Origin of the sequence: Clostridium boliviensis, assembly GCF_033342255.1 — a bacterium.
In the GTDB taxonomy this organism is placed as follows: domain Bacteria; phylum Bacillota; class Clostridia; order Lachnospirales; family Lachnospiraceae; genus Lacrimispora; species Lacrimispora boliviensis.
This window is the reverse complement of record NZ_JAWONS010000133.1, coordinates 55,240-72,074: the sequence shown is the minus strand read 5'-3', so window position 1 is coordinate 72,074 and position 16,835 is coordinate 55,240. Positions and strand designations below refer to the sequence as shown.

The following is a 16,835-nucleotide window of genomic DNA, read 5'->3' as shown; positions in this document are numbered from 1 at the left end:
TCCAAATCGGGCCGGACCGATTTGTCGAGCATTCTTTCATACATAGACGGAAACCTCATTTCTTACATCTAATCATTATTTAGTGCTGTTAAGTTATTGCTCTGTTTCTTTCATTATAACGTATATCATATTTTGTTCAACCAAATTGATAAAATTAAATATCCCATTGGCGAACAAAGAAAAGCGGTCAGACAGATTGCCACTACTGCCTGACCGCGCTTTAATTTTCCAGTTCATCTGCACTACAGTAAATCAAAAGATCACTACTCAGTTCTTTCTTATAAAAAATAGCCTACAATAGATGACATAAACCCCAGTATTGCTACTAAACAAATTTTAAAAATCAGATTGGTTCTGTCCTCTTTCTTATAATTCTTCTTTACCCAGATAAGCATAGAAATGTAATATATAGCGAAAAACAGCGTTATTGCTATTGTTCCCCACAATACCCGCAATTGTAATTCGGAGTTTAATTCCCGTCTCCAATCTGCAAAACGAAAGCACAGAAAGATAAACATTTCAAAGATGCATGGTGGAATAATTCCAATTGGAGACAGAATAAAAGTTTCATTTTTATTCATTATTAAATCCTCATTTCTAGCATGTATTGATTAGCCACCAACAGACTGATGATACTCTGTCCTTGTATCAACAAGATGATTGCCTGTATCATATGACTTTATTGTTTCATGATAGCAGTGAGTATAATATACGTTATCATATGAAAAATATACCTCATATAATTTTTGATTAACTACCATCTTATAAGGAGAAACAGCCGCCGCGATAGTATATATATAACCACCAATAGCTAAAGCAGTCCCGCCCGGTAGTCCTAAAGCGCTTATTATAAGACCAGCAGCTGTACTGGCACCACCTACAATAATCTGTTGTTCCTTTTTTAACAAAACCAACCTTCTTCATTAAATTATGATTCATTAATTATTCCTTTCCAGACTAAATTTATCAGTTTCAATGTACTATCTGCATAAATACCACCTCCCAATTTTATAGACAAACTACTCGTTCTCTGTTTTTAGTATAATGCAGATTATAAGTTTTACAACCATAGTGCCAATATTATACATGTTAAGTACCAATATTAGCACTTTATCCCATCATTCCTTACTAACACCTCAAAACAATGAGACTGGAATATTACGGAAAGACATACTGAGCAATTAAAAGATAATTGGCTTCCCTATGCTTGCTGCATTTGTTTTGATAGGTTCATTTTTGAATAATTAGGGAAGATGTCCAATCTGCAATGATTTAACTCATTATTTTTATGAAAAAGGATTTTCCGGTTTTAGGGGATTTTATATGATGAATGAGGATACATTAAAAGCCTTTACAATGGTTCATGATGCCCATAAAAGCGTACAAGAGTTCATCTCTCGCTGTATTTCACTTGTTGAAGAAAAAGGTGAATTTGAAATCGCCCCGATGACGGGTAATAATACATTTCGTAGATGGAACATCGGCAAACACTCTAATGCATGGTCATATACTGACTTTATTATTATATTTCAACAATAAAGTGATGCTAAGTTGCGGAATGGTTATCGTGATGGTGCTATTAGCGAGAAAAAATAATCTGGAAACATATGATATAGTATAATTTTAAAAGATAGATGTTGCTGCTCTTAAACAGTACAACACCTATCTGATTTATTCTTCAATGGGATACCTGACACCGGTGTAATACAGAATGATTACCCTTAAAAAAGTTGTCTAGAAAACTATTGATAATCCACCTTTCAGAGTATATGGATGACCATGCATAGAACACTAAATATTATCACGTTACAGTAGCTGGTTCTTTAAATCATGGCATTCACAAAAAATAGTGAAGTTTTTCATATTATGTCTCCCTATTCATCATTTAGAAAATAGTGTATTATAATAAATGACTCAGTCAACTTCTCATTATAGCTATAATGTATATAAATATGCAATACTCTATCAATAACTAATTATATACCATATTAATCAAAATTTCCATCTTTAACCAGCTTGTCTTAAAAGCATTCCCGCACAGACCATTTCCATTTCCCTATCCTCAACACCTCAGCCTATTTATTTCCATCAAAAAAAAGACGGTATTAAAGAATTCGAAAAATGTGCGAAAATGTTCCAGTCTTGGAGAATAGAAATCTTAGATGCCTTTAAATATGGCATAAAAAACGGCGTTACAGAAGGATTTAACAATAAGATTAAGGTATTAAAACGAAGTTCTTATAGGCTTATTTGGCATGCCCAAAAACAGCATACAGTAGTATGAACCATTGAAACAGCTCTAAACGTTAGAAAGGAGCGGGATTCATAGGAATCCCACCCCAACTATTGACAAAGAGCAAAAAGACCCCACACTCTCATGTGAAGTCTTTCTATATCACGAAACTCTCTCCCCAGCCAGTAAACCGCCCGGAAATATCATCCCGTTTTGAGTAAATTTTGAGTAAAACTCTCTTACCCAGCTGGCAAACCCTTATAAAATAAGGATTTACTCCATTGTATAAGGCATAAGAGCGATATGTCTAGCTCTTTTGATTGCAACAGTCAGTGCTCTCTGATGCTTTGCACAGTTGCCAGTGATACGTCTGGGAAGGATTTTTCCTCTTTCAGACACGTATCTTTTTAATTTATTTACATCTTTATAATCGATAACGCCATTCTTCTCGCCGCAGAATACGCAGACTTTTTTTCTTCTACGCATGCCGCCTCTTCTCATTCTTGGGCCGTCAGCTTTATCATTTCTGTTAAATGCCATTGGTATACCTCCTGTTAGATTTAGTTGAATGGTAGTCCTTCGTCTTCGACTCCATCCGGAATATTCATAAATCCATCGCCGACTGCACTGGAAGGAGCAGGTCTTGAGGTTGGCTGATAGCCTCCGCCTTCGCCTGATCCGCTGCCCTTGCTGTCTGCGAATTCCTGATCTTCTACAACGATATCAGTTGTATATACTTTTACGCCGTCTTTGTTCGTATAACTTCCAGTCTGGATCCTTCCGGAAATCAGTACTCTCATACCCTGGCGGAAATACTTCTCAGCAAATTCACCTGCTCTGTCAAATGCAACGCAGTTGATGAAATCAGCCGTCTGCTCATTGCCGTCCTGACTTCTGCGGCTTCTACGATCAACTGCAAGGGTATACCTTGCGATGGCCATAGTACGCTCGCCCTGAGAATATCTTACTTCTGGATCACGGGTCAATCTGCCCATAAGGATTACTCTGTTCATACGATCACGCTTTCTTTATCTATTATGCTTCTTGTTTCACGCATAAGTATCTGATAACCGGCTCCATAATACGAATGTTTTCTTCTAATTCGTTAGGTGTTGTGGACGCGCCATCAAATTTGATGAAGTAGTAGAATCCTTCTTTCATTTTCTGAATTTCGTAAGCTAATCTCTTCTTACCCCATTCATCAACGCCAGTTACAGTGCCGCCAAAACGAGTAATGTAACCATTAATTTTTTCCATGGCAGCTGCTCTCTCTTCATCTTCCAGCTTTGCGTTCAGAACAACGGTTAATTCATATTTGTTCATGCTTGTTTACCTCCTTGTGGTCTCTGGCCCCTGTCTTCAGTTACAGGAGCAAGGATTAATATATGTCACGGTACAATATTATACCGTAACTCTTTAATAAAAGCAAGTCCTTTTCCCACTTTCATTGTTTTTTCTTGTCATATGGACATTTTATGACTTTGGCTGTCCATCTTTTCCCTTAAGTCCCCTGGTATTCTTCTCTACCAGCTTCCTGGAAACCATTATCTGATGACCGCAGCCCATGCATTTTAAGCGAAAATCTGCTCCGACACGCAGAATTTCCCACTCCTGACTTCCGCATGGATGCTGCTTTTTTAATTTTACAACATCTCCAACTTCATAGATCATACATACACCTGTCCTATCCGCTCAGTCTCACCATTCAATAAACAGCTATTTTAATATATTATCGATTTCCTTCAGTTCCTGTCCGGTAAATGACAGATTCTTTAAGCAGGCGGTATTATCCTCTAATTGTCTTACGCTGCTGGCTCCTATTAAAACTGAAGTGACTGCAGGTTCCCGCAGTACCCAGGAGAGAGCCATCTGCGCCAGTGTCTGACCTCTGTTTCCAGCCAGTTCATGTAGTTTTCTGATCTGTCCAAGCCTTTCTTCCGTCAGATAACGGCCACCAATGGTAGTTCCTTTTCTGGCTGCTCTGGAATCCGCCGGAATGCCATTTAAATAACGATTCGTCAACGCGCCCTGTGCAAGCGGACTGTAGCAGATGCAGCCAGTTCCCTGTTCCAGTAAGGCTCCAAACAGGCCTTCCTCTGCGCCACGTTCCAGCATGTTGTATCTTGGCTGGTCAATGAGGCATGGTACTCCCATGTCCCGTAATATGGAAATAGCTTTTACGGCTTCCTGTTCTCCGTAATTGGATATTCCTGCATAGAGAGCCTTTCCCTGCTTCACAATGTCAGCCAGTGCTCCCATGGTCTCCTCAAGAGGAGTCTCCGGATCTGGCCGGTGATGGTAGAAAATATCAACGTATTCCAGTCCCATGCGGTTCAGGCTCTGATCCAGACTGGACATGAGGTATTTCCTGGATCCCCAGTTACCATAGGGTCCCGGCCACATATCATATCCGGCTTTTGTAGAAATAATCAGTTCATCCCTGTATGGAAACAGATCACTCTTTAAAATCTTACCAAAGTTTTCCTCTGCTTTTCCAGGTGCCGGAAATCCATAATTGTTTGCCAGGTCAAAATGGGTGATTCCCATATCAAATGCTTTCAGAAGAATCTCTCTTTGTTCTGGCAGCTGCTTCTCCAGCCCGAAATTCTGCCATAATCCAAGAGAAACCATGGGGAGCATGATTCCGCTTCTTCCGCAACGCTTATATTTCATTGTGTTATATCTGTCTTCTGCTGCCTGATACATCGTTTTACTCTCCTTCTTCTCCTGAAACGCTTTTAAATGCCAACTGCCCGGGAAAGTACTTCCCCGATGCTGCCGCTGATCACCAGATCCGCTTTGTCATCCATTGGAGTGACGGTTTTATTAATAAGCACCATTCTTTTACCCCTGTAATAATCGATCAGTCCGGCTGCCGGATAGACCGTAAGTGATGTTCCGCCTACAATGAGCAAATCCGCCTGGGAAATGGAAGCCACCGAGCGGCTGATCACATCTTCATCAAGACCCTCTTCATACAGCACTACATCCGGCTTGATAATCCCTTTGCAGCTGCATCTTGGGACCCCATCTTCCCCCATGGAAGAAAGCATCTCTTCCAATGTAAAAAACTTCATACATCTGGTACAATGATTTCTCCTGACCGATCCATGAAGCTCCAGCACATTCTTACTGCCGGCTGCCTGATGCAGTCCGTCGATATTCTGAGTCACAACCGCCTTTAATTTTCCCATCTCCTCCAGCTTTGCAAGGGCTAAATGAGCCGCATTGGGTTTTGCTTCGGGATACAGCATCTTATTTTTGTAAAAACGGTAAAACTCTCCTGGATTGAAACGGTAAAAGCTATGGCTGATGATGGTTTCCGGAGGATACTGATACTCCTGATGATAGAGCCCGTCCACGCCCCTGAAATCAGGAATATTGCTTTCTGTGGATACGCCTGCTCCGCCAAAAAATACAATATTTTGGCTCTCACTGATCCAGTCCTTTAACAGACTTTGTTCATTCATCTTCTTATCCCTCCAATATGCAGGGCGGATTCAGCTGAATCCGCCCCAAACTGATCTCCAGTAAAGAAAAATCAGGTTATTTCATCAAAATATACACCATCTAAAGGTCTGATCCGTTCAACCATTGATTGACGGTTTTCCGGCACCTCCGGCTTTCCGTATCCGAAAAGCCAGGAAGTCAGTTCACTGATTCCCATGGACAGATGAGGTTTTATTTTATTATTCTCAGATACCGGGGTCATATCAGAACCGTCTTTTTTAAGTTTCCAGAGAAATACACCGCTGTTCTGCCGTATAAACTCATCCTTTACTTCAATAAACAGCTCCATCTCGCTGACTGGGCAGTCTTCTTTCAGCCGGATCACTTTTACAAACTGCTCCAGATGAATGATGCGGCCCATAACAGCAGGTCTTAAGCTGCCGACTTCCTTCACATAATCATCAAGAACAATTAGTTCTCTCTGTGTTTGAGCAAGTTCTCCGTAATAAGCCCAGACACCTGCCAGCCGCTCCCTCTCATCTCTGGTAAACAAAAAGAGCATATCTCCTCTGTCGCTTCTTACCTCTCTGCATAAATTCCGGTAATACTCCTCATCTCTGTGAGCATATACCTCATACTTCTTTTCCAGCTGACGGCCTACAAATCTGGCAGCCTCTCTGCTGTCATCCGACCGTTCCATAAACGCACGGCGGCTTAACTGGGTCCTGCCTTTTTCATTGAGCACACGTTCCGGCAGATCACAGATATAGGTAAAATCAAAGGGATGATAGATAGCAGGATTAGCCGGAACCAGAAAGGAAAATTCCATACGTTCCATATACATATCCAAAAAGCACCGGTTTAACAGCCTTTTCATATAGCCCTGGTGCCTGAATGCCGGATCCGTAGCAACTCCAGCAATATAATCCACCTTCCATATGCGGTCCTTTACCACCACATCATAAGGATTCCGATGAAGCATTGCAGCTAAATGATCTGCGCTCCATGCGGTTAATATTTTATTCTTCCGGACTCTGTCCGAATAATAATAATCCAGAAAGCTCTTGGAATCTTCTGAAAAAACATTTTCCCATAATGCCCGGCTTTCACTTTTTTCTTCCTGCTTCAAATACCGTACCATAGTTAGAAACCCTTCTGTACTACCGCGTATTTTCTTGCAAAATCAATTGGATAATAGGACATCTTCGCTCTTCTTAAGCCTTCCATGCCCACATCGTCTTCCCGGTTCACCAGTAGTAACTCTTCCGGATATGCATGTGTGATAAACTGCTGGTTAATAAACTGATAGAGACCTTTTACATTAGGATCGGCCTTTTCAATATGAATGACTGCCATTTTTTCAAATGGGTTGTAGCTTCCTATAGTGAAGGCCTTTAATACACCGTCTATAAATACGCCTGACATTCTTACATTTAAAAAGGCGCAGTTCTTTAAGATACTGTGAATACCCATAACTTCGTAATCCAGCTGACGGGCAAATTCCGCAGCCTCAACCTTATTCTCCCACCATTCATTTAAGAACTCCACTACACTGTCCCTGTCTGAGCAGCACAGCGTCCGGTATTCGTATCTTCCGTCATATTCCTTTAAAAAGGAATTCAGATGATTCTTCTTTTTATGAAGCTTTTTCCCGGATAATGTCCTTAATGCTTCGGCACTATAAAGATAATCCTTTAAATCCTCTACTTCTTTTACCTCAAACTGGCCGGGATCCAGATTTAAATACTGAATAGCTGCTTCATCCGCCAGAGAGATCCGAAGGGGCTTGTTTAATACTTTATTAAAATAATCCACCATTTCGTTAAAATAATAAGGAAGATCTTCTTCCCTGCACATCGGCATGGCTGTAAATGGCTGGCCATCCTTTTCCATTAAAAACTGAAGCGCCTTGTTATCACTGATTGCGTATTTCACATGATAGTACTCTCTCCAGATAAAACAATCCAGATACACACTGTCACAGGTCTTATTTGGCCGTAAGGCGTAAAATGGAGCCATCTTTTCAACATCGATCGCCTCGATCGGCTTAAATTGTAAACTCATAATTATTCCCTTCTATATTTTATCACTAGCTTTTCTTAATAAAATCAGCATTACACTTGGGACAATGAATTTTTATCTTTCCTTTTCCTCTTGGTATCCTGATTTTCTGTCCGCAGTCAGGGCACTTATATATATGAAACTTCACTGCCTGCTGCAGCCGGAAACGCCATCTGCGAAAAGCTTCCGCAACAGAAAAGCAAAGCCGTTCAAACTTTTGATTTTCTTCAAAACGTCTCCTGATATTTCTTGAAAACATACGATAGTAGCTTACCGCAAGGACTGCCGCCGCTATAAAATCCAACCAGGAACCCCTTATTAACAGACCAGCTATAAATAGTACAAATGCTGCTGCCGTTAAAAACCGTCCCAGCTTATCGGCGCCATATCTTCCGGTCATAAATCTTATAAACTGATCTTTCATTTGATTCATGCTTTGTTATCGCCCCTTTTCTTTGCCTTAACTATAATAACCTATCCAGCCAAAGTCAATGTTATGAGCACATATTTCATAATCTTTTCAGAATTAATCCCTGGATTTATCCCGGTACTGCTTTGGCGTCAAACCATAGCGTTCTTTAAACAGCCGATGAAAATAACTGCTGTTTTCATATCCGATTTCCTGTATAATTTCTTCCACAGGTTTGCAGGATGCAGTCAGACAATTGGCTGCCCTGCAAAGCCGGATGAGCTGCAGGCATTCGGTAAAAGTCATCTGATAATAACGCTTAAACAGACGGCTTACATAATAGGTCGGCTGCATGACCGTTAAACAAAATTCCTCCAGTGTCGCCGTGGAATAATTATTCTCCAGATACTTGTGCGCAGTTAATGCAATCTGCTCTTCATACCGGACCGTATCGTATGATTTTATCTCATCTGCGTCATGAAGCAGCTCCATTACCAGCATAGACATCGTCACCTGATTGATCTCCTGCCTGCACTTTTTCCCCACCATCAGGGACCAGATCATATTCTCCAGAAGATTCCTGGCAGGAAGAATATCCTGAAGCCGGAAATGCAGATAATCGGCTACCGAATGATTTCCTAATACAGCACCTGCAATAAAATGTCTTAAAATACTTCCATCCTCTGTGATTAACGACGGATGGGAAAAAAATTCCGGTAAGAGGAAAAAATGAACTGCGATGTCATCCTCGCCGGCTGGTTCTATGGCATGACTGGTTCCCTGCCTTAAAAGAAGAAGATCGTAGGTCTCCAGCTTAATTCGTCTGGTTTTATTAATTACCTGGGTTGTGGAACCGTTGTACATATAAACCAACTCCACATAATTATGACTGTGGTCCGGAATTGCTATATGAGGCGGCTGACAGTAAAGGCTCATCAGTCTTCCCGGTTCAATAAGCTTATCTTTATCTACCACATTGCTTCCCGGCTCTTTTAAATAGTATGACACAATTGAAGATGCATCTTTGATAATACCGTTTTTTTCTTCCGATGTATTCCTTAAAAATTTCAGAAGTTTTCTATCCATTTTTACCTCCAAACGGCAGCCTCACATGACCTTCCCCCCAATTATTATAACACCTTTTCCACATTGTTTGCAAGAAAAGACGGTTTTTATACAAAATTGGACATAGTTTATTTTTAAAATGAATCCTATAATCTAGTGATGTATTCATTTTAATACAATTATCACAAAACGCAAGAGGTGGGACATATGAAAAGATATCCAATACGTTTAACAAACATTGAAGAAGCAACTGCATTCGTAAAAACAGTAAGTAAATTTGAATGTGATATGGACATTTGCCGAGGCAGTATTATCATAGATGCCAAATCCTTTCTGGGTATCATGACCATCTGTTCCGACACCGATCTGGAACTGATTATTTACAACAACCACCATGACGAAGTTCTGGAATCCATATCCGAATTTCTGGTAGATCAAAAAACTGCATAACCAATACATAATAACAAAAAGAGGCCGCGAAACCGAATCTTAATTGATTGGTTTAACAGCCTCATATTTATTTTATTGATGATTTAATTTAAATTCTTCTACCAGTTCTTTTAACACATTTGCCATATCAGACAACTCTTTGCTGGCTGCAGCACTTTCCTCCGCAGTTGCGGAATTCGTCTGCACCACTGCTGAAATCTGATCAATCCCTACCGTAACCTGGCGGATCGCTTCCGATTGTCTGACGGAGGCTTGTGAAATCCGTTCAATCATTCCGGATACGGAACGGGTGCCAGCTACTGCTGTTGATAAGGACTCTGCCGCCTCCTTTACCAGGCTGGAACCATTCATAACAGACTGAATGGAACTTTCAATCAGATGTGTGGTATTCTGCGCTGCTTCCGAGCTTTTAGAAGCTAAGTTGCGGACTTCATCTGCTACAACTGCAAAGCCTTTTCCCGCTTCTCCTGCCCGGGCTGCTTCCACAGCTGCATTCAGCGCCAGAATATTAGTCTGGAAGGCGATATCCTCAATGGTCTTTATAATCTTGCTGATCTGAGCGGAATTTTCACTGATTTCCTCCATGGCATTAACCAGGGCTTCCATATGCCTGCTGCTTATTTCCAGTTCATTGGCTGCATTAACCGCCTGCTCATTGGCACTGGTAGAATCCTGTGCATTCTTATCAATGTTATGTGAGATATCATTGATGGTAGCTGCCAGTTCCTCAACAGCGCTGGCCTGCTCCGTTGCTCCCTGGGCAAGAGACTGTGCACTGCCGGATATGTTCTGTGATCCGTAAGCCACCTGTTCTGATGCAGATATGATCCGCTCCATCGTCGCGGTTAAGGTTGTCCGGATCTTAAGCAGGGCACTCTTTACCTTTTCAAAATTCCCTTTGTAATCATATTCCAGCTGGAAGGCAAGATTTCTGTCTGCAATTTGATTGAGAACCGAAGTAATCTCATCGATATAGTTTACATAATCTTTCAGCTGCAATACGGTATTGCCTAAAGAAGAAGCAACCATACCGATTTCGTCATTATCAAAGTTTTCCATGGCGAGATCCAATTTGCCTTCTGCAATCTGTTCTGCAACATGAGACAGTTTTCTAAGCGGTTTTGTCATGCCCTTGGAAATGAGAACAATTAATAATACCAGCAGCGCTGAACCCAGAAAAAATACTGCTGTAATTGTAGTGGTCACAGCCATACGGGAAGCAAGCACTTCTGACTTTGGAATACTGGAAAGTACAAGCCACCCGGAGTCCCCCACCCGGTTTACGGCCCCAAAATACTCTTTCTGATTCATGGTGTACTTATAGCTTCCTGCTGCCTGCGTGGTTATGGCCTGTTTTATATTCTCAGACACATCCACTTCCGTGACATTCTTCTGAATCATGTCATTATTCGGATGATATACAATTTGTCCGCCCTCTGTAGCAAGTACTACAAATCCGTCTGTTCCGATCCGGTAATTGCCCATGATCGTAACAAGCTGGGACAATTTAATATCCAGTCCCATTACACCCAGTGGTTTTCCTGTACTGCCATCATAAACTCCGCAGACAGCACTGACAATCACCTGTCCTGTGCTTGCATCCACATATGGTTCTGTCAGTATCGGGTGATCCAGCTCCATGGCGCGGTACCAGGGCCTGCTTGAGATATCCCAGCCGTCTTCAGATGTGAAGTTATCAGACTGCGTGACCTGACTGAGATCCAGATCTGCAATCCATGCAGCAAGAATATTGTCCTTATCCGTTGCCTGCAGCTTATCCAGGGTTTTCCGAATTTCCGGATATCCTTCACTATCAGGAAGCCGGACTTTTCCAGTGGCATTCTTTAAATACGTTTCCACCTGCTGGCTTGCAGCCGCACTCTTCATCTCCGCCAGATAAAAAGTCAGAAACGAGTCCACCTGATTTGCTGCCGCTAAGGAAGCCGAATTAAGATTTTCCATAGACTGGTGTTCCATACTTTTTCCCACCTGCGTGGTAATCAGTAATCCTGATAAGATTAAAATGATGATAACTGGCATGGAAATCCCGAAGAGCAGCTTTGTAAATATGCGTTTTTTTCTCTTGTTTATCATAGACATCCTTTCTCCCCATAATTATTCCTAATATAGCATGGAGATTTCTGGATAGCAACCGCAAAGAATATCAATTAATAAAATAAAGAATTTGGTTAATATTAGAAAGAAATAAAAGCGGGGCCGTTTCAAATCCGCTTAACGCCCCGCTTTATTTTATTATGTCTGCATCGGAAAATATAAATCCATAATTTCCCTCAGTTTTTCTTTATCCGATTCTTTTAACGGAACCAGAGGCAGCCTGTATTTTTCCTCACACAACCCCAGTATGGATAAGGCAGCCTTAACAGGAACAGGGTTCACATCCATAAACATGGCATTCATGATCCGCAGCAGTTCCAGCTGCATATCCCTGCTTTTTTTTATCTCTCCCTTAAAAAACAGCTCACACATGGTATGCATCTCGTAAGGCATGATATTTGCCAGAACGGAAATCACACCCTTTCCTCCAAGAGACATAACCGGAACCGTCTGATCATCATTTCCGGAATAAAGGTCCAGCCGGTCCCCGCAGAGAGCTGCTATCTTTGCAATGTGAGAGATATTTCCTCCGGCCTCCTTTACAGCTCTGATGTTGGGGTGTTCTGAAAGCTTTAAATAAGTTTCTGGTTCAATATTAACTCCTGTACGCGTGGGGACGTTGTATAAGATCACCGGTATATCCACGCGGTCCGCTATGGTATTAAAATGCTCCACCAGTCCGTGCTGGGATGTCTTATTATAGTATGGTGTAACCAGCAAAAGCGCCGATGCTCCCAACGATTGTGCCTTTCTGGAAAGCCGGACAGAACAGGACGTTGAATTGCTTCCTGTTCCCATAATAACCGGAACTCTGTGATTTACATAATGTATCACGAATTCCAGCAGTTCCAGCTTTTCCTTTTCCTGCAGAGTCGAGGATTCACCTGTTGTTCCGTTTACTACAATCGCATCGGTACCATTCTCCAGCTGGAATTTCAGCAGCCGTTCCATTACTGTAAGGTCCAGACCGCCTTGTTTATCCATAGGGGTAACAATGGCTGCAGCAGAGCCTTTAAAAATCCCATTATTCATAAACACTCATTCCCAAAAATAGGTTCATACTAAACAAATATGACAAACATTCCCGGTTGGTACCATACACAAATCATTTTTTTTAATCATATAAACCAGTATAAGGAGTGATGACCGTATGCATAAATTTCTTCTATTAGGCGGCGACTCAAGACAGCTTTATTTAAGCCGCATTTTATCTGAAAACGGCTTTTTTAATGTTCTTCATTCTGGCGGAGACGATCCGGACTTCTCTCTGAAGGAAGCCATGGAAAACTGCGATATTATTCTCTGCCCTATTCCATTTACCAGGGATAAAATCAGCCTGTCTTCTGAGCATGTTATAAGCAACCTTGGAATCGGCGATCTCTTAAGCCATCTCACCTCCAATCATATCCTGTTTGGAGGCAGCATTCCGTCTTACGTAAAAGAATATGCCAGAAAAAATGAAATAGGCTGCTTCGACTATATGGATATGGAAGATGTAACCATAAAAAATACCATAGCAACTGCAGAAGGCGCCATTGCCGAGGCCATTCGGTTAAGCCCCGGATGTCTCCATCAAAGCAAATGCCTGATTACCGGCTTTGGAAGATGTGCCAGAACACTGGCTCTGAAGCTGAAAGGGCTTGATCTTACAATCACCATTGCTGGAAGAAAAGCAAACCAGCTGGCCCTCGCTTCATCCATGGGTTTTCAGACTGTCTTGCTTTGCGATTTAGAAAAGGAAATAGGCAGATACGACTTTATCTTCAATACCATACCCGCGCTGGTTATTCCTGAGGAACTGGTCTCTTTGGCAGCGCGGACAGCAACCATTATCGATATTGCTTCCGCCCCTGGCGGTGTGGACTTTGAAGCCTGCAGGCAGCAGGGAATCCGCGCAAAACTCTGCCTCGGTCTCCCTGGAATCTATGCTCCCGAAACCTCGGCTAAAATTCTGTATGAAGCGATTCTCACCTGTTTATCTGAAACTGTTTAGGCAAAGGAGTGTTATATGAAACTGGAAGGAAAGAAAGTAGGCCTGGCGATTACCGGGTCCTTTTGTACTTTTGACAAAATAGAAGAAGAAATAAAAGTCCTTGCTGATGAGGGCGCAGATATCTACCCTGTTTTTTCTTCCAACGTCCAGACCACTGATTCCCGGTTTGGCAGCACAAAAGAATATATTGACCGGATTACGGAGATAGCAGGCAACAAGCCTATACTCCGGCTGGAGGATGCAGAACCAATCGGTCCCAAAGGATATCTGGATATCCTTCTTATTGCCCCCTGCACCGGCAACACACTGGCAAAGCTGGCTAACGGAATCACCGACTCTCCGGTGCTTATGGCTGCAAAAGCTCATTTAAGAAACGAAAGGCCCCTGGTTATCTCCCTTTCCACCAATGATGCACTTGGTATGAATTTTAAAAATATTGGTACTCTTTACAATGTTAAAAACATCTATTTTGTACCCTTTGGCCAGGATAATCCGATTAAGAAGCCAAATTCTATGATTGCCCGCACAGATCTGATCTGTAAGACACTGGAATATGCGCTGGAAGGGAAACAGATTCAGCCGGTAATCATCTAATCAACCGATTCCGTACCCGGATACTTCACAGTACATCATAGAAAAAAGGTCGGGATATGGAAACCACAACTATTGGCAAAAAGCCTTTAAAAACAATACCCTAATAGTAAGACACAGAAAAGAACTGTGTTAAACTATTAGGGTAATTATCAAATCTTGTTTTTACTCAATTCATAGTAATATTTTATTTTTCCTGCAATTGCTGAGAATAAAACCACTATCATAGTTATTGCAATTAATGAAAGATAATTTACATAAGAAAGATAAGTTAAAATCATATTTAGTAATATAATGAGTATAAAAACTAATTTTAATTTTTTACTCATGTACCTGCTTTCTAAATCATCTATTTGCCTGTTAATAGTTGGAACAGGTGCAATCACCAAAAGCATGATCATTGAAATTGCAATAAGCAGCCATGAGACCACGAGTGGTATACAAACCATTTCGAAAAGCATTAATACCCCAACCTGAATCAAACAGGAAAGCAAAAAACAAGACCAGAAATTTGTCATATGCAAACCACCTGCATAGGTTCTGACTGGAATAAAATATCATTTCCAGCCCAGTCTCAAATCCATTTTTCGCCCTTCATTATTAATCATGTTAGCCCCCCTAAATTAAATAACTGATTAGATACAGCAATTATATTTTAACATTTTTTTTTGCAAAAATGACATAATCAAGAAAAAATAGGAGATATTTATCTGCAGTAAATTATATTTGTTTAAGTCAACATTATTATCAAAATTTAATTCTCTTGAAATTATTCGTTTCAAAGCTTACACTAAAAATGAAAAACCATAAGGTCAGGGGGACAAAATATGAACTATAATATTTTAGTAATTGATGATGATAAAGAATTGTGTTCTTTAATCAAGCAGAGTGTTTCAAAAGAAAATATAATTGCAGATTACTGTTACTCAGGTCTGGACGGACTAGTTATTCTTGAAAAAAAAGAGTATCAGCTTATTATCCTGGATGTAATGATACCTGGAATGGATGGCTTTCAGATTCTTGAGAAAATACGACATATAAGCAGCATTCCGGTTCTCATGCTGACGTCCAAAAACGACAACGCATCAAAAATCTTCGGTCTCCGTTCCGGTGCTGATGACTATTTAACAAAGCCTTTTAATATGGAAGAATTAATCGCCCGAATAATCTCACTGATCCGCAGATACACCCGTTTTAATGTTACGGGCGACACATCACAGCCACTTACCTATAAAGATTTGATCATTGATATTGATAACCGAAGTGTTACTACTAAAAATGGTACATTTGAATTACCTCCAAAAGAGTTTGATATTTTACTTTTCTGTGCAAAAAATCAGGGAAAAATATTAACCAAACAGCAGATATACGAAGAAGTCTGGGGTGAAGATTATGTATACGATGACAGCAATATTATGGCTATTATAAGTCGTCTTAGAAAAAAAATAGAACCTGATTCAGGATCGCCAATGTATATTCAGACAGTAAAAGGTATCGGTTACCGGTTTAACAGGGAGGTATAAAGTGACACTGACGTATACTCTAGTTTTAATTCTATGCATATCATTATTTCTTTGCGGAATTTTTTTTGCAAAATTAATTAATATCAGGAAACAATTACAGGAAATGGCAATGGCTTTATCAGATATCGTAAGTGGTAATGGAAACCGGAAAATTCTGGCTGCCAGCAATGAACTGACTGCAGAGCTCTCCTATAAATTAAATGAAATTGTTTATAACTATGAGGAACAAATTTATCAGTTCAGATCAGCGGACGAAGCGAACCGGCAGCTTATGACCAGCCTTTCTCATGATGTAAGAACACCCCTAACTACTCTGATCGGATATTTAGACGCAATACACAGGGGCGTAGCCTCCCCGGAAGATCAAGAAAATTATATTGAAACAGCAAGATTAAAAGCTCATGATCTAAAAAATTATATTGATGTACTATTTGACTGGTTTAAATTAAATTCCAGTGAATTTACTTTATCACCAGTGCAGATTGAACTTGCTGAGCTGACACGTAATATCTTAAAAAACTGGGTTCCTATTTTTGAAGAGAAACAGATTCATTTTGAAATAGAGATTCCCGAAAAGCCTTTTTTGACAAATGTAGATCCAGACTGTTATGAACGAATTATAAACAACCTTGTTCAAAATGTTATCAGCCACAGCCAGGCTTCCGTAATAAAAATACAAATGGAAAAAGAAGATACCGATATTGCAGTCCGCATAAAAGACAACGGAATCGGGATTGATGCTGCTGATCTGCAGCACATTTTTGAACGGTTGTACAAGTGCGATAAGGGGCGCTCTGACAAAGGCAGTGGGTTAGGTTTATCAATTGTCAGGCAGCTGGTGGAAAAGATGAATGGAATGATTGACGCAGAGAGTGAACCAAATCACTATACCATTTTTATAGTCCGTTTTCCCATAGAGATTAAGAGCACATAGGCCAAATACAA

The 16,835-nt window shown here is 40.7% G+C and carries 22 protein-coding genes; 7 read left to right on the top strand and 15 right to left on the bottom strand.

What is annotated here, in order from left to right:
- Window positions 1–278 precede the first annotated feature (278 nt).
- Complete coding sequence (locus RZO55_RS09365) at window positions 279–581, bottom strand: hypothetical protein (RefSeq protein WP_318064010.1); 303 nt, start codon at window positions 579–581, stop codon at window positions 279–281.
- A gap of 30 nt (window positions 582–611) precedes the next feature.
- The gene (locus RZO55_RS09360) at window positions 612–908 is read right to left on the bottom strand and encodes a hypothetical protein (RefSeq protein ID WP_318064009.1); all 297 of its coding nucleotides are present in this window, start codon (window positions 906–908) and stop codon (window positions 612–614) included.
- A 415-nt stretch (window positions 909–1,323) separates the two neighbouring features.
- On the opposite strand from RZO55_RS09360, the gene RZO55_RS09355 reads away from it, so the two are divergent.
- A complete protein-coding gene (locus RZO55_RS09355) occupies window positions 1,324–1,539 on the top strand; it encodes a hypothetical protein (protein ID WP_318064008.1) in 216 nt (71 codons plus the stop codon).
- Between the two features lie 490 nt (window positions 1,540–2,029).
- Window positions 2,030–2,284 (top strand): transposase, encoded by a 255-nt coding sequence (locus RZO55_RS25885; RefSeq protein WP_369293204.1) that lies wholly within the window; start codon window positions 2,030–2,032, stop codon window positions 2,282–2,284.
- 222 nt (window positions 2,285–2,506) lie between these two features.
- Here RZO55_RS25885 and rpsR read toward each other — a convergent pair whose 3' ends face one another.
- The 10 genes from rpsR to RZO55_RS09300 all read right to left on the bottom strand — a co-directional run bounded on the left by rpsR (window position 2,507) and on the right by RZO55_RS09300 (window position 9,239).
- Window positions 2,507–2,773 (bottom strand): 30S ribosomal protein S18, encoded by a 267-nt coding sequence (rpsR, locus tag RZO55_RS09345; protein WP_318064007.1) that lies wholly within the window; start codon window positions 2,771–2,773, stop codon window positions 2,507–2,509.
- 20 nt (window positions 2,774–2,793) lie between these two features.
- Window positions 2,794–3,246: a single-stranded DNA-binding protein gene (locus RZO55_RS09340; protein ID WP_318064006.1), complete on the bottom strand. Its 453-nt coding sequence runs from the start codon at window positions 3,244–3,246 to the stop codon at window positions 2,794–2,796.
- Window positions 3,247–3,268: 22 nt separating this feature from the next.
- A complete protein-coding gene (gene rpsF, locus RZO55_RS09335; protein WP_318064005.1) occupies window positions 3,269–3,556 on the bottom strand; it encodes a 30S ribosomal protein S6 in 288 nt (95 codons plus the stop codon).
- Between the two features lie 150 nt (window positions 3,557–3,706).
- Window positions 3,707–3,904 (bottom strand): DUF951 domain-containing protein, encoded by a 198-nt coding sequence (locus RZO55_RS09330; RefSeq protein ID WP_097004574.1) that lies wholly within the window; start codon window positions 3,902–3,904, stop codon window positions 3,707–3,709.
- Between the two features lie 45 nt (window positions 3,905–3,949).
- Window positions 3,950–4,939 carry an aldo/keto reductase gene (locus tag RZO55_RS09325; protein WP_318064004.1) on the bottom strand — a complete coding sequence of 330 codons (990 nt, stop codon included), beginning with the start codon at window positions 4,937–4,939 and terminating at the stop codon, window positions 3,950–3,952.
- 32 nt (window positions 4,940–4,971) lie between these two features.
- Complete coding sequence (locus RZO55_RS09320) at window positions 4,972–5,703, bottom strand: NAD-dependent protein deacylase (RefSeq protein ID WP_318064003.1); 732 nt, start codon at window positions 5,701–5,703, stop codon at window positions 4,972–4,974.
- A 71-nt stretch (window positions 5,704–5,774) separates the two neighbouring features.
- Entirely contained in the window at window positions 5,775–6,824 is a 1,050-nt protein-coding gene (locus RZO55_RS09315; RefSeq protein WP_318064002.1) for a GNAT family N-acetyltransferase, read from the bottom strand.
- Window positions 6,825–6,826: 2 nt separating this feature from the next.
- Window positions 6,827–7,747 (bottom strand): DUF2156 domain-containing protein, encoded by a 921-nt coding sequence (locus tag RZO55_RS09310; RefSeq protein ID WP_318064001.1) that lies wholly within the window; start codon window positions 7,745–7,747, stop codon window positions 6,827–6,829.
- Window positions 7,748–7,772: 25 nt separating this feature from the next.
- Window positions 7,773–8,177: a hypothetical protein gene (locus RZO55_RS09305; protein ID WP_318064000.1), complete on the bottom strand. Its 405-nt coding sequence runs from the start codon at window positions 8,175–8,177 to the stop codon at window positions 7,773–7,775.
- A gap of 93 nt (window positions 8,178–8,270) precedes the next feature.
- Complete coding sequence (locus RZO55_RS09300) at window positions 8,271–9,239, bottom strand: AraC family transcriptional regulator (protein ID WP_318063999.1); 969 nt, start codon at window positions 9,237–9,239, stop codon at window positions 8,271–8,273.
- Window positions 9,240–9,425: 186 nt separating this feature from the next.
- Between RZO55_RS09300 and RZO55_RS09295 the strand changes: the two genes are divergently transcribed.
- On the top strand, window positions 9,426–9,668 hold the full coding sequence (locus RZO55_RS09295) for an HPr family phosphocarrier protein (RefSeq protein ID WP_318063998.1): 243 nt from the start codon (window positions 9,426–9,428) through the stop codon (window positions 9,666–9,668).
- Between the two features lie 72 nt (window positions 9,669–9,740).
- Here the strand turns inward: RZO55_RS09295 and RZO55_RS09290 are convergent, their stop codons facing one another.
- A complete protein-coding gene (locus tag RZO55_RS09290; protein ID WP_318063997.1) occupies window positions 9,741–11,762 on the bottom strand; it encodes a methyl-accepting chemotaxis protein in 2,022 nt (673 codons plus the stop codon).
- 159 nt (window positions 11,763–11,921) lie between these two features.
- Window positions 11,922–12,815, bottom strand: a complete 894-nt coding sequence (gene dapA, locus RZO55_RS09285; protein WP_318063996.1) for a 4-hydroxy-tetrahydrodipicolinate synthase — start codon at window positions 12,813–12,815, stop codon at window positions 11,922–11,924.
- 118 nt (window positions 12,816–12,933) lie between these two features.
- Between dapA and dpsA the strand changes: the two genes are divergently transcribed.
- Together dpsA and RZO55_RS09275 are read left to right on the top strand one after the other, a co-directional pair.
- On the top strand, window positions 12,934–13,776 hold the full coding sequence (gene dpsA, locus RZO55_RS09280) for a dipicolinate synthase subunit DpsA (RefSeq protein ID WP_318063995.1): 843 nt from the start codon (window positions 12,934–12,936) through the stop codon (window positions 13,774–13,776).
- Window positions 13,777–13,791: 15 nt separating this feature from the next.
- The gene (locus RZO55_RS09275) at window positions 13,792–14,370 is read left to right on the top strand and encodes a dipicolinate synthase subunit B (RefSeq protein ID WP_318063994.1); all 579 of its coding nucleotides are present in this window, start codon (window positions 13,792–13,794) and stop codon (window positions 14,368–14,370) included.
- A gap of 149 nt (window positions 14,371–14,519) precedes the next feature.
- On the opposite strand, the gene RZO55_RS09270 is transcribed toward RZO55_RS09275, so the two are convergent.
- On the bottom strand, window positions 14,520–14,918 hold the full coding sequence (locus tag RZO55_RS09270) for an accessory gene regulator B family protein (protein WP_318064139.1): 399 nt from the start codon (window positions 14,916–14,918) through the stop codon (window positions 14,520–14,522).
- Between the two features lie 276 nt (window positions 14,919–15,194).
- Here RZO55_RS09270 and RZO55_RS09265 point away from each other — a divergent pair, with 276 nt between their 5' ends.
- Both RZO55_RS09265 and RZO55_RS09260 read left to right on the top strand, forming a co-directional pair.
- Window positions 15,195–15,890 carry a response regulator transcription factor gene (locus RZO55_RS09265; protein ID WP_318063993.1) on the top strand — a complete coding sequence of 232 codons (696 nt, stop codon included), beginning with the start codon at window positions 15,195–15,197 and terminating at the stop codon, window positions 15,888–15,890.
- 1 nt (window position 15,891) lies between these two features.
- On the top strand, window positions 15,892–16,824 hold the full coding sequence (locus tag RZO55_RS09260; protein WP_439100042.1) for a sensor histidine kinase: 933 nt from the start codon (window positions 15,892–15,894) through the stop codon (window positions 16,822–16,824).
- Window positions 16,825–16,835 lie beyond the last annotated feature (11 nt).

Coding starts and splice junctions, on each gene's coding strand:
- RZO55_RS09365 (WP_318064010.1), bottom strand. CDS start 581: ATGAATAAAAATGAAACTTTTATTCTGTCTCCAATTGGAATTATTCCA.
- RZO55_RS09355 (WP_318064008.1), top strand. CDS start 1,324: ATGATGAATGAGGATACATTAAAAGCCTTTACAATGGTTCATGATGCC.
- rpsR (WP_318064007.1), bottom strand. CDS start 2,773: ATGGCATTTAACAGAAATGATAAAGCTGACGGCCCAAGAATGAGAAGA.
- RZO55_RS09340 (WP_318064006.1), bottom strand. CDS start 3,246: ATGAACAGAGTAATCCTTATGGGCAGATTGACCCGTGATCCAGAAGTA.
- rpsF (WP_318064005.1), bottom strand. CDS start 3,556: ATGAACAAATATGAATTAACCGTTGTTCTGAACGCAAAGCTGGAAGAT.
- RZO55_RS09330 (WP_097004574.1), bottom strand. CDS start 3,904: ATGATCTATGAAGTTGGAGATGTTGTAAAATTAAAAAAGCAGCATCCA.
- RZO55_RS09325 (WP_318064004.1), bottom strand. CDS start 4,939: ATGTATCAGGCAGCAGAAGACAGATATAACACAATGAAATATAAGCGT.
- RZO55_RS09320 (WP_318064003.1), bottom strand. CDS start 5,703: ATGAATGAACAAAGTCTGTTAAAGGACTGGATCAGTGAGAGCCAAAAT.
- RZO55_RS09315 (WP_318064002.1), bottom strand. CDS start 6,824: ATGGTACGGTATTTGAAGCAGGAAGAAAAAAGTGAAAGCCGGGCATTA.
- RZO55_RS09310 (WP_318064001.1), bottom strand. CDS start 7,747: ATGAGTTTACAATTTAAGCCGATCGAGGCGATCGATGTTGAAAAGATG.
- RZO55_RS09305 (WP_318064000.1), bottom strand. CDS start 8,177: ATGAATCAAATGAAAGATCAGTTTATAAGATTTATGACCGGAAGATAT.
- RZO55_RS09300 (WP_318063999.1), bottom strand. CDS start 9,239: ATGGATAGAAAACTTCTGAAATTTTTAAGGAATACATCGGAAGAAAAA.
- RZO55_RS09295 (WP_318063998.1), top strand. CDS start 9,426: ATGAAAAGATATCCAATACGTTTAACAAACATTGAAGAAGCAACTGCA.
- RZO55_RS09290 (WP_318063997.1), bottom strand. CDS start 11,762: ATGATAAACAAGAGAAAAAAACGCATATTTACAAAGCTGCTCTTCGGG.
- dapA (WP_318063996.1), bottom strand. CDS start 12,815: ATGAATAATGGGATTTTTAAAGGCTCTGCTGCAGCCATTGTTACCCCT.
- dpsA (WP_318063995.1), top strand. CDS start 12,934: ATGCATAAATTTCTTCTATTAGGCGGCGACTCAAGACAGCTTTATTTA.
- RZO55_RS09275 (WP_318063994.1), top strand. CDS start 13,792: ATGAAACTGGAAGGAAAGAAAGTAGGCCTGGCGATTACCGGGTCCTTT.
- RZO55_RS09265 (WP_318063993.1), top strand. CDS start 15,195: ATGAACTATAATATTTTAGTAATTGATGATGATAAAGAATTGTGTTCT.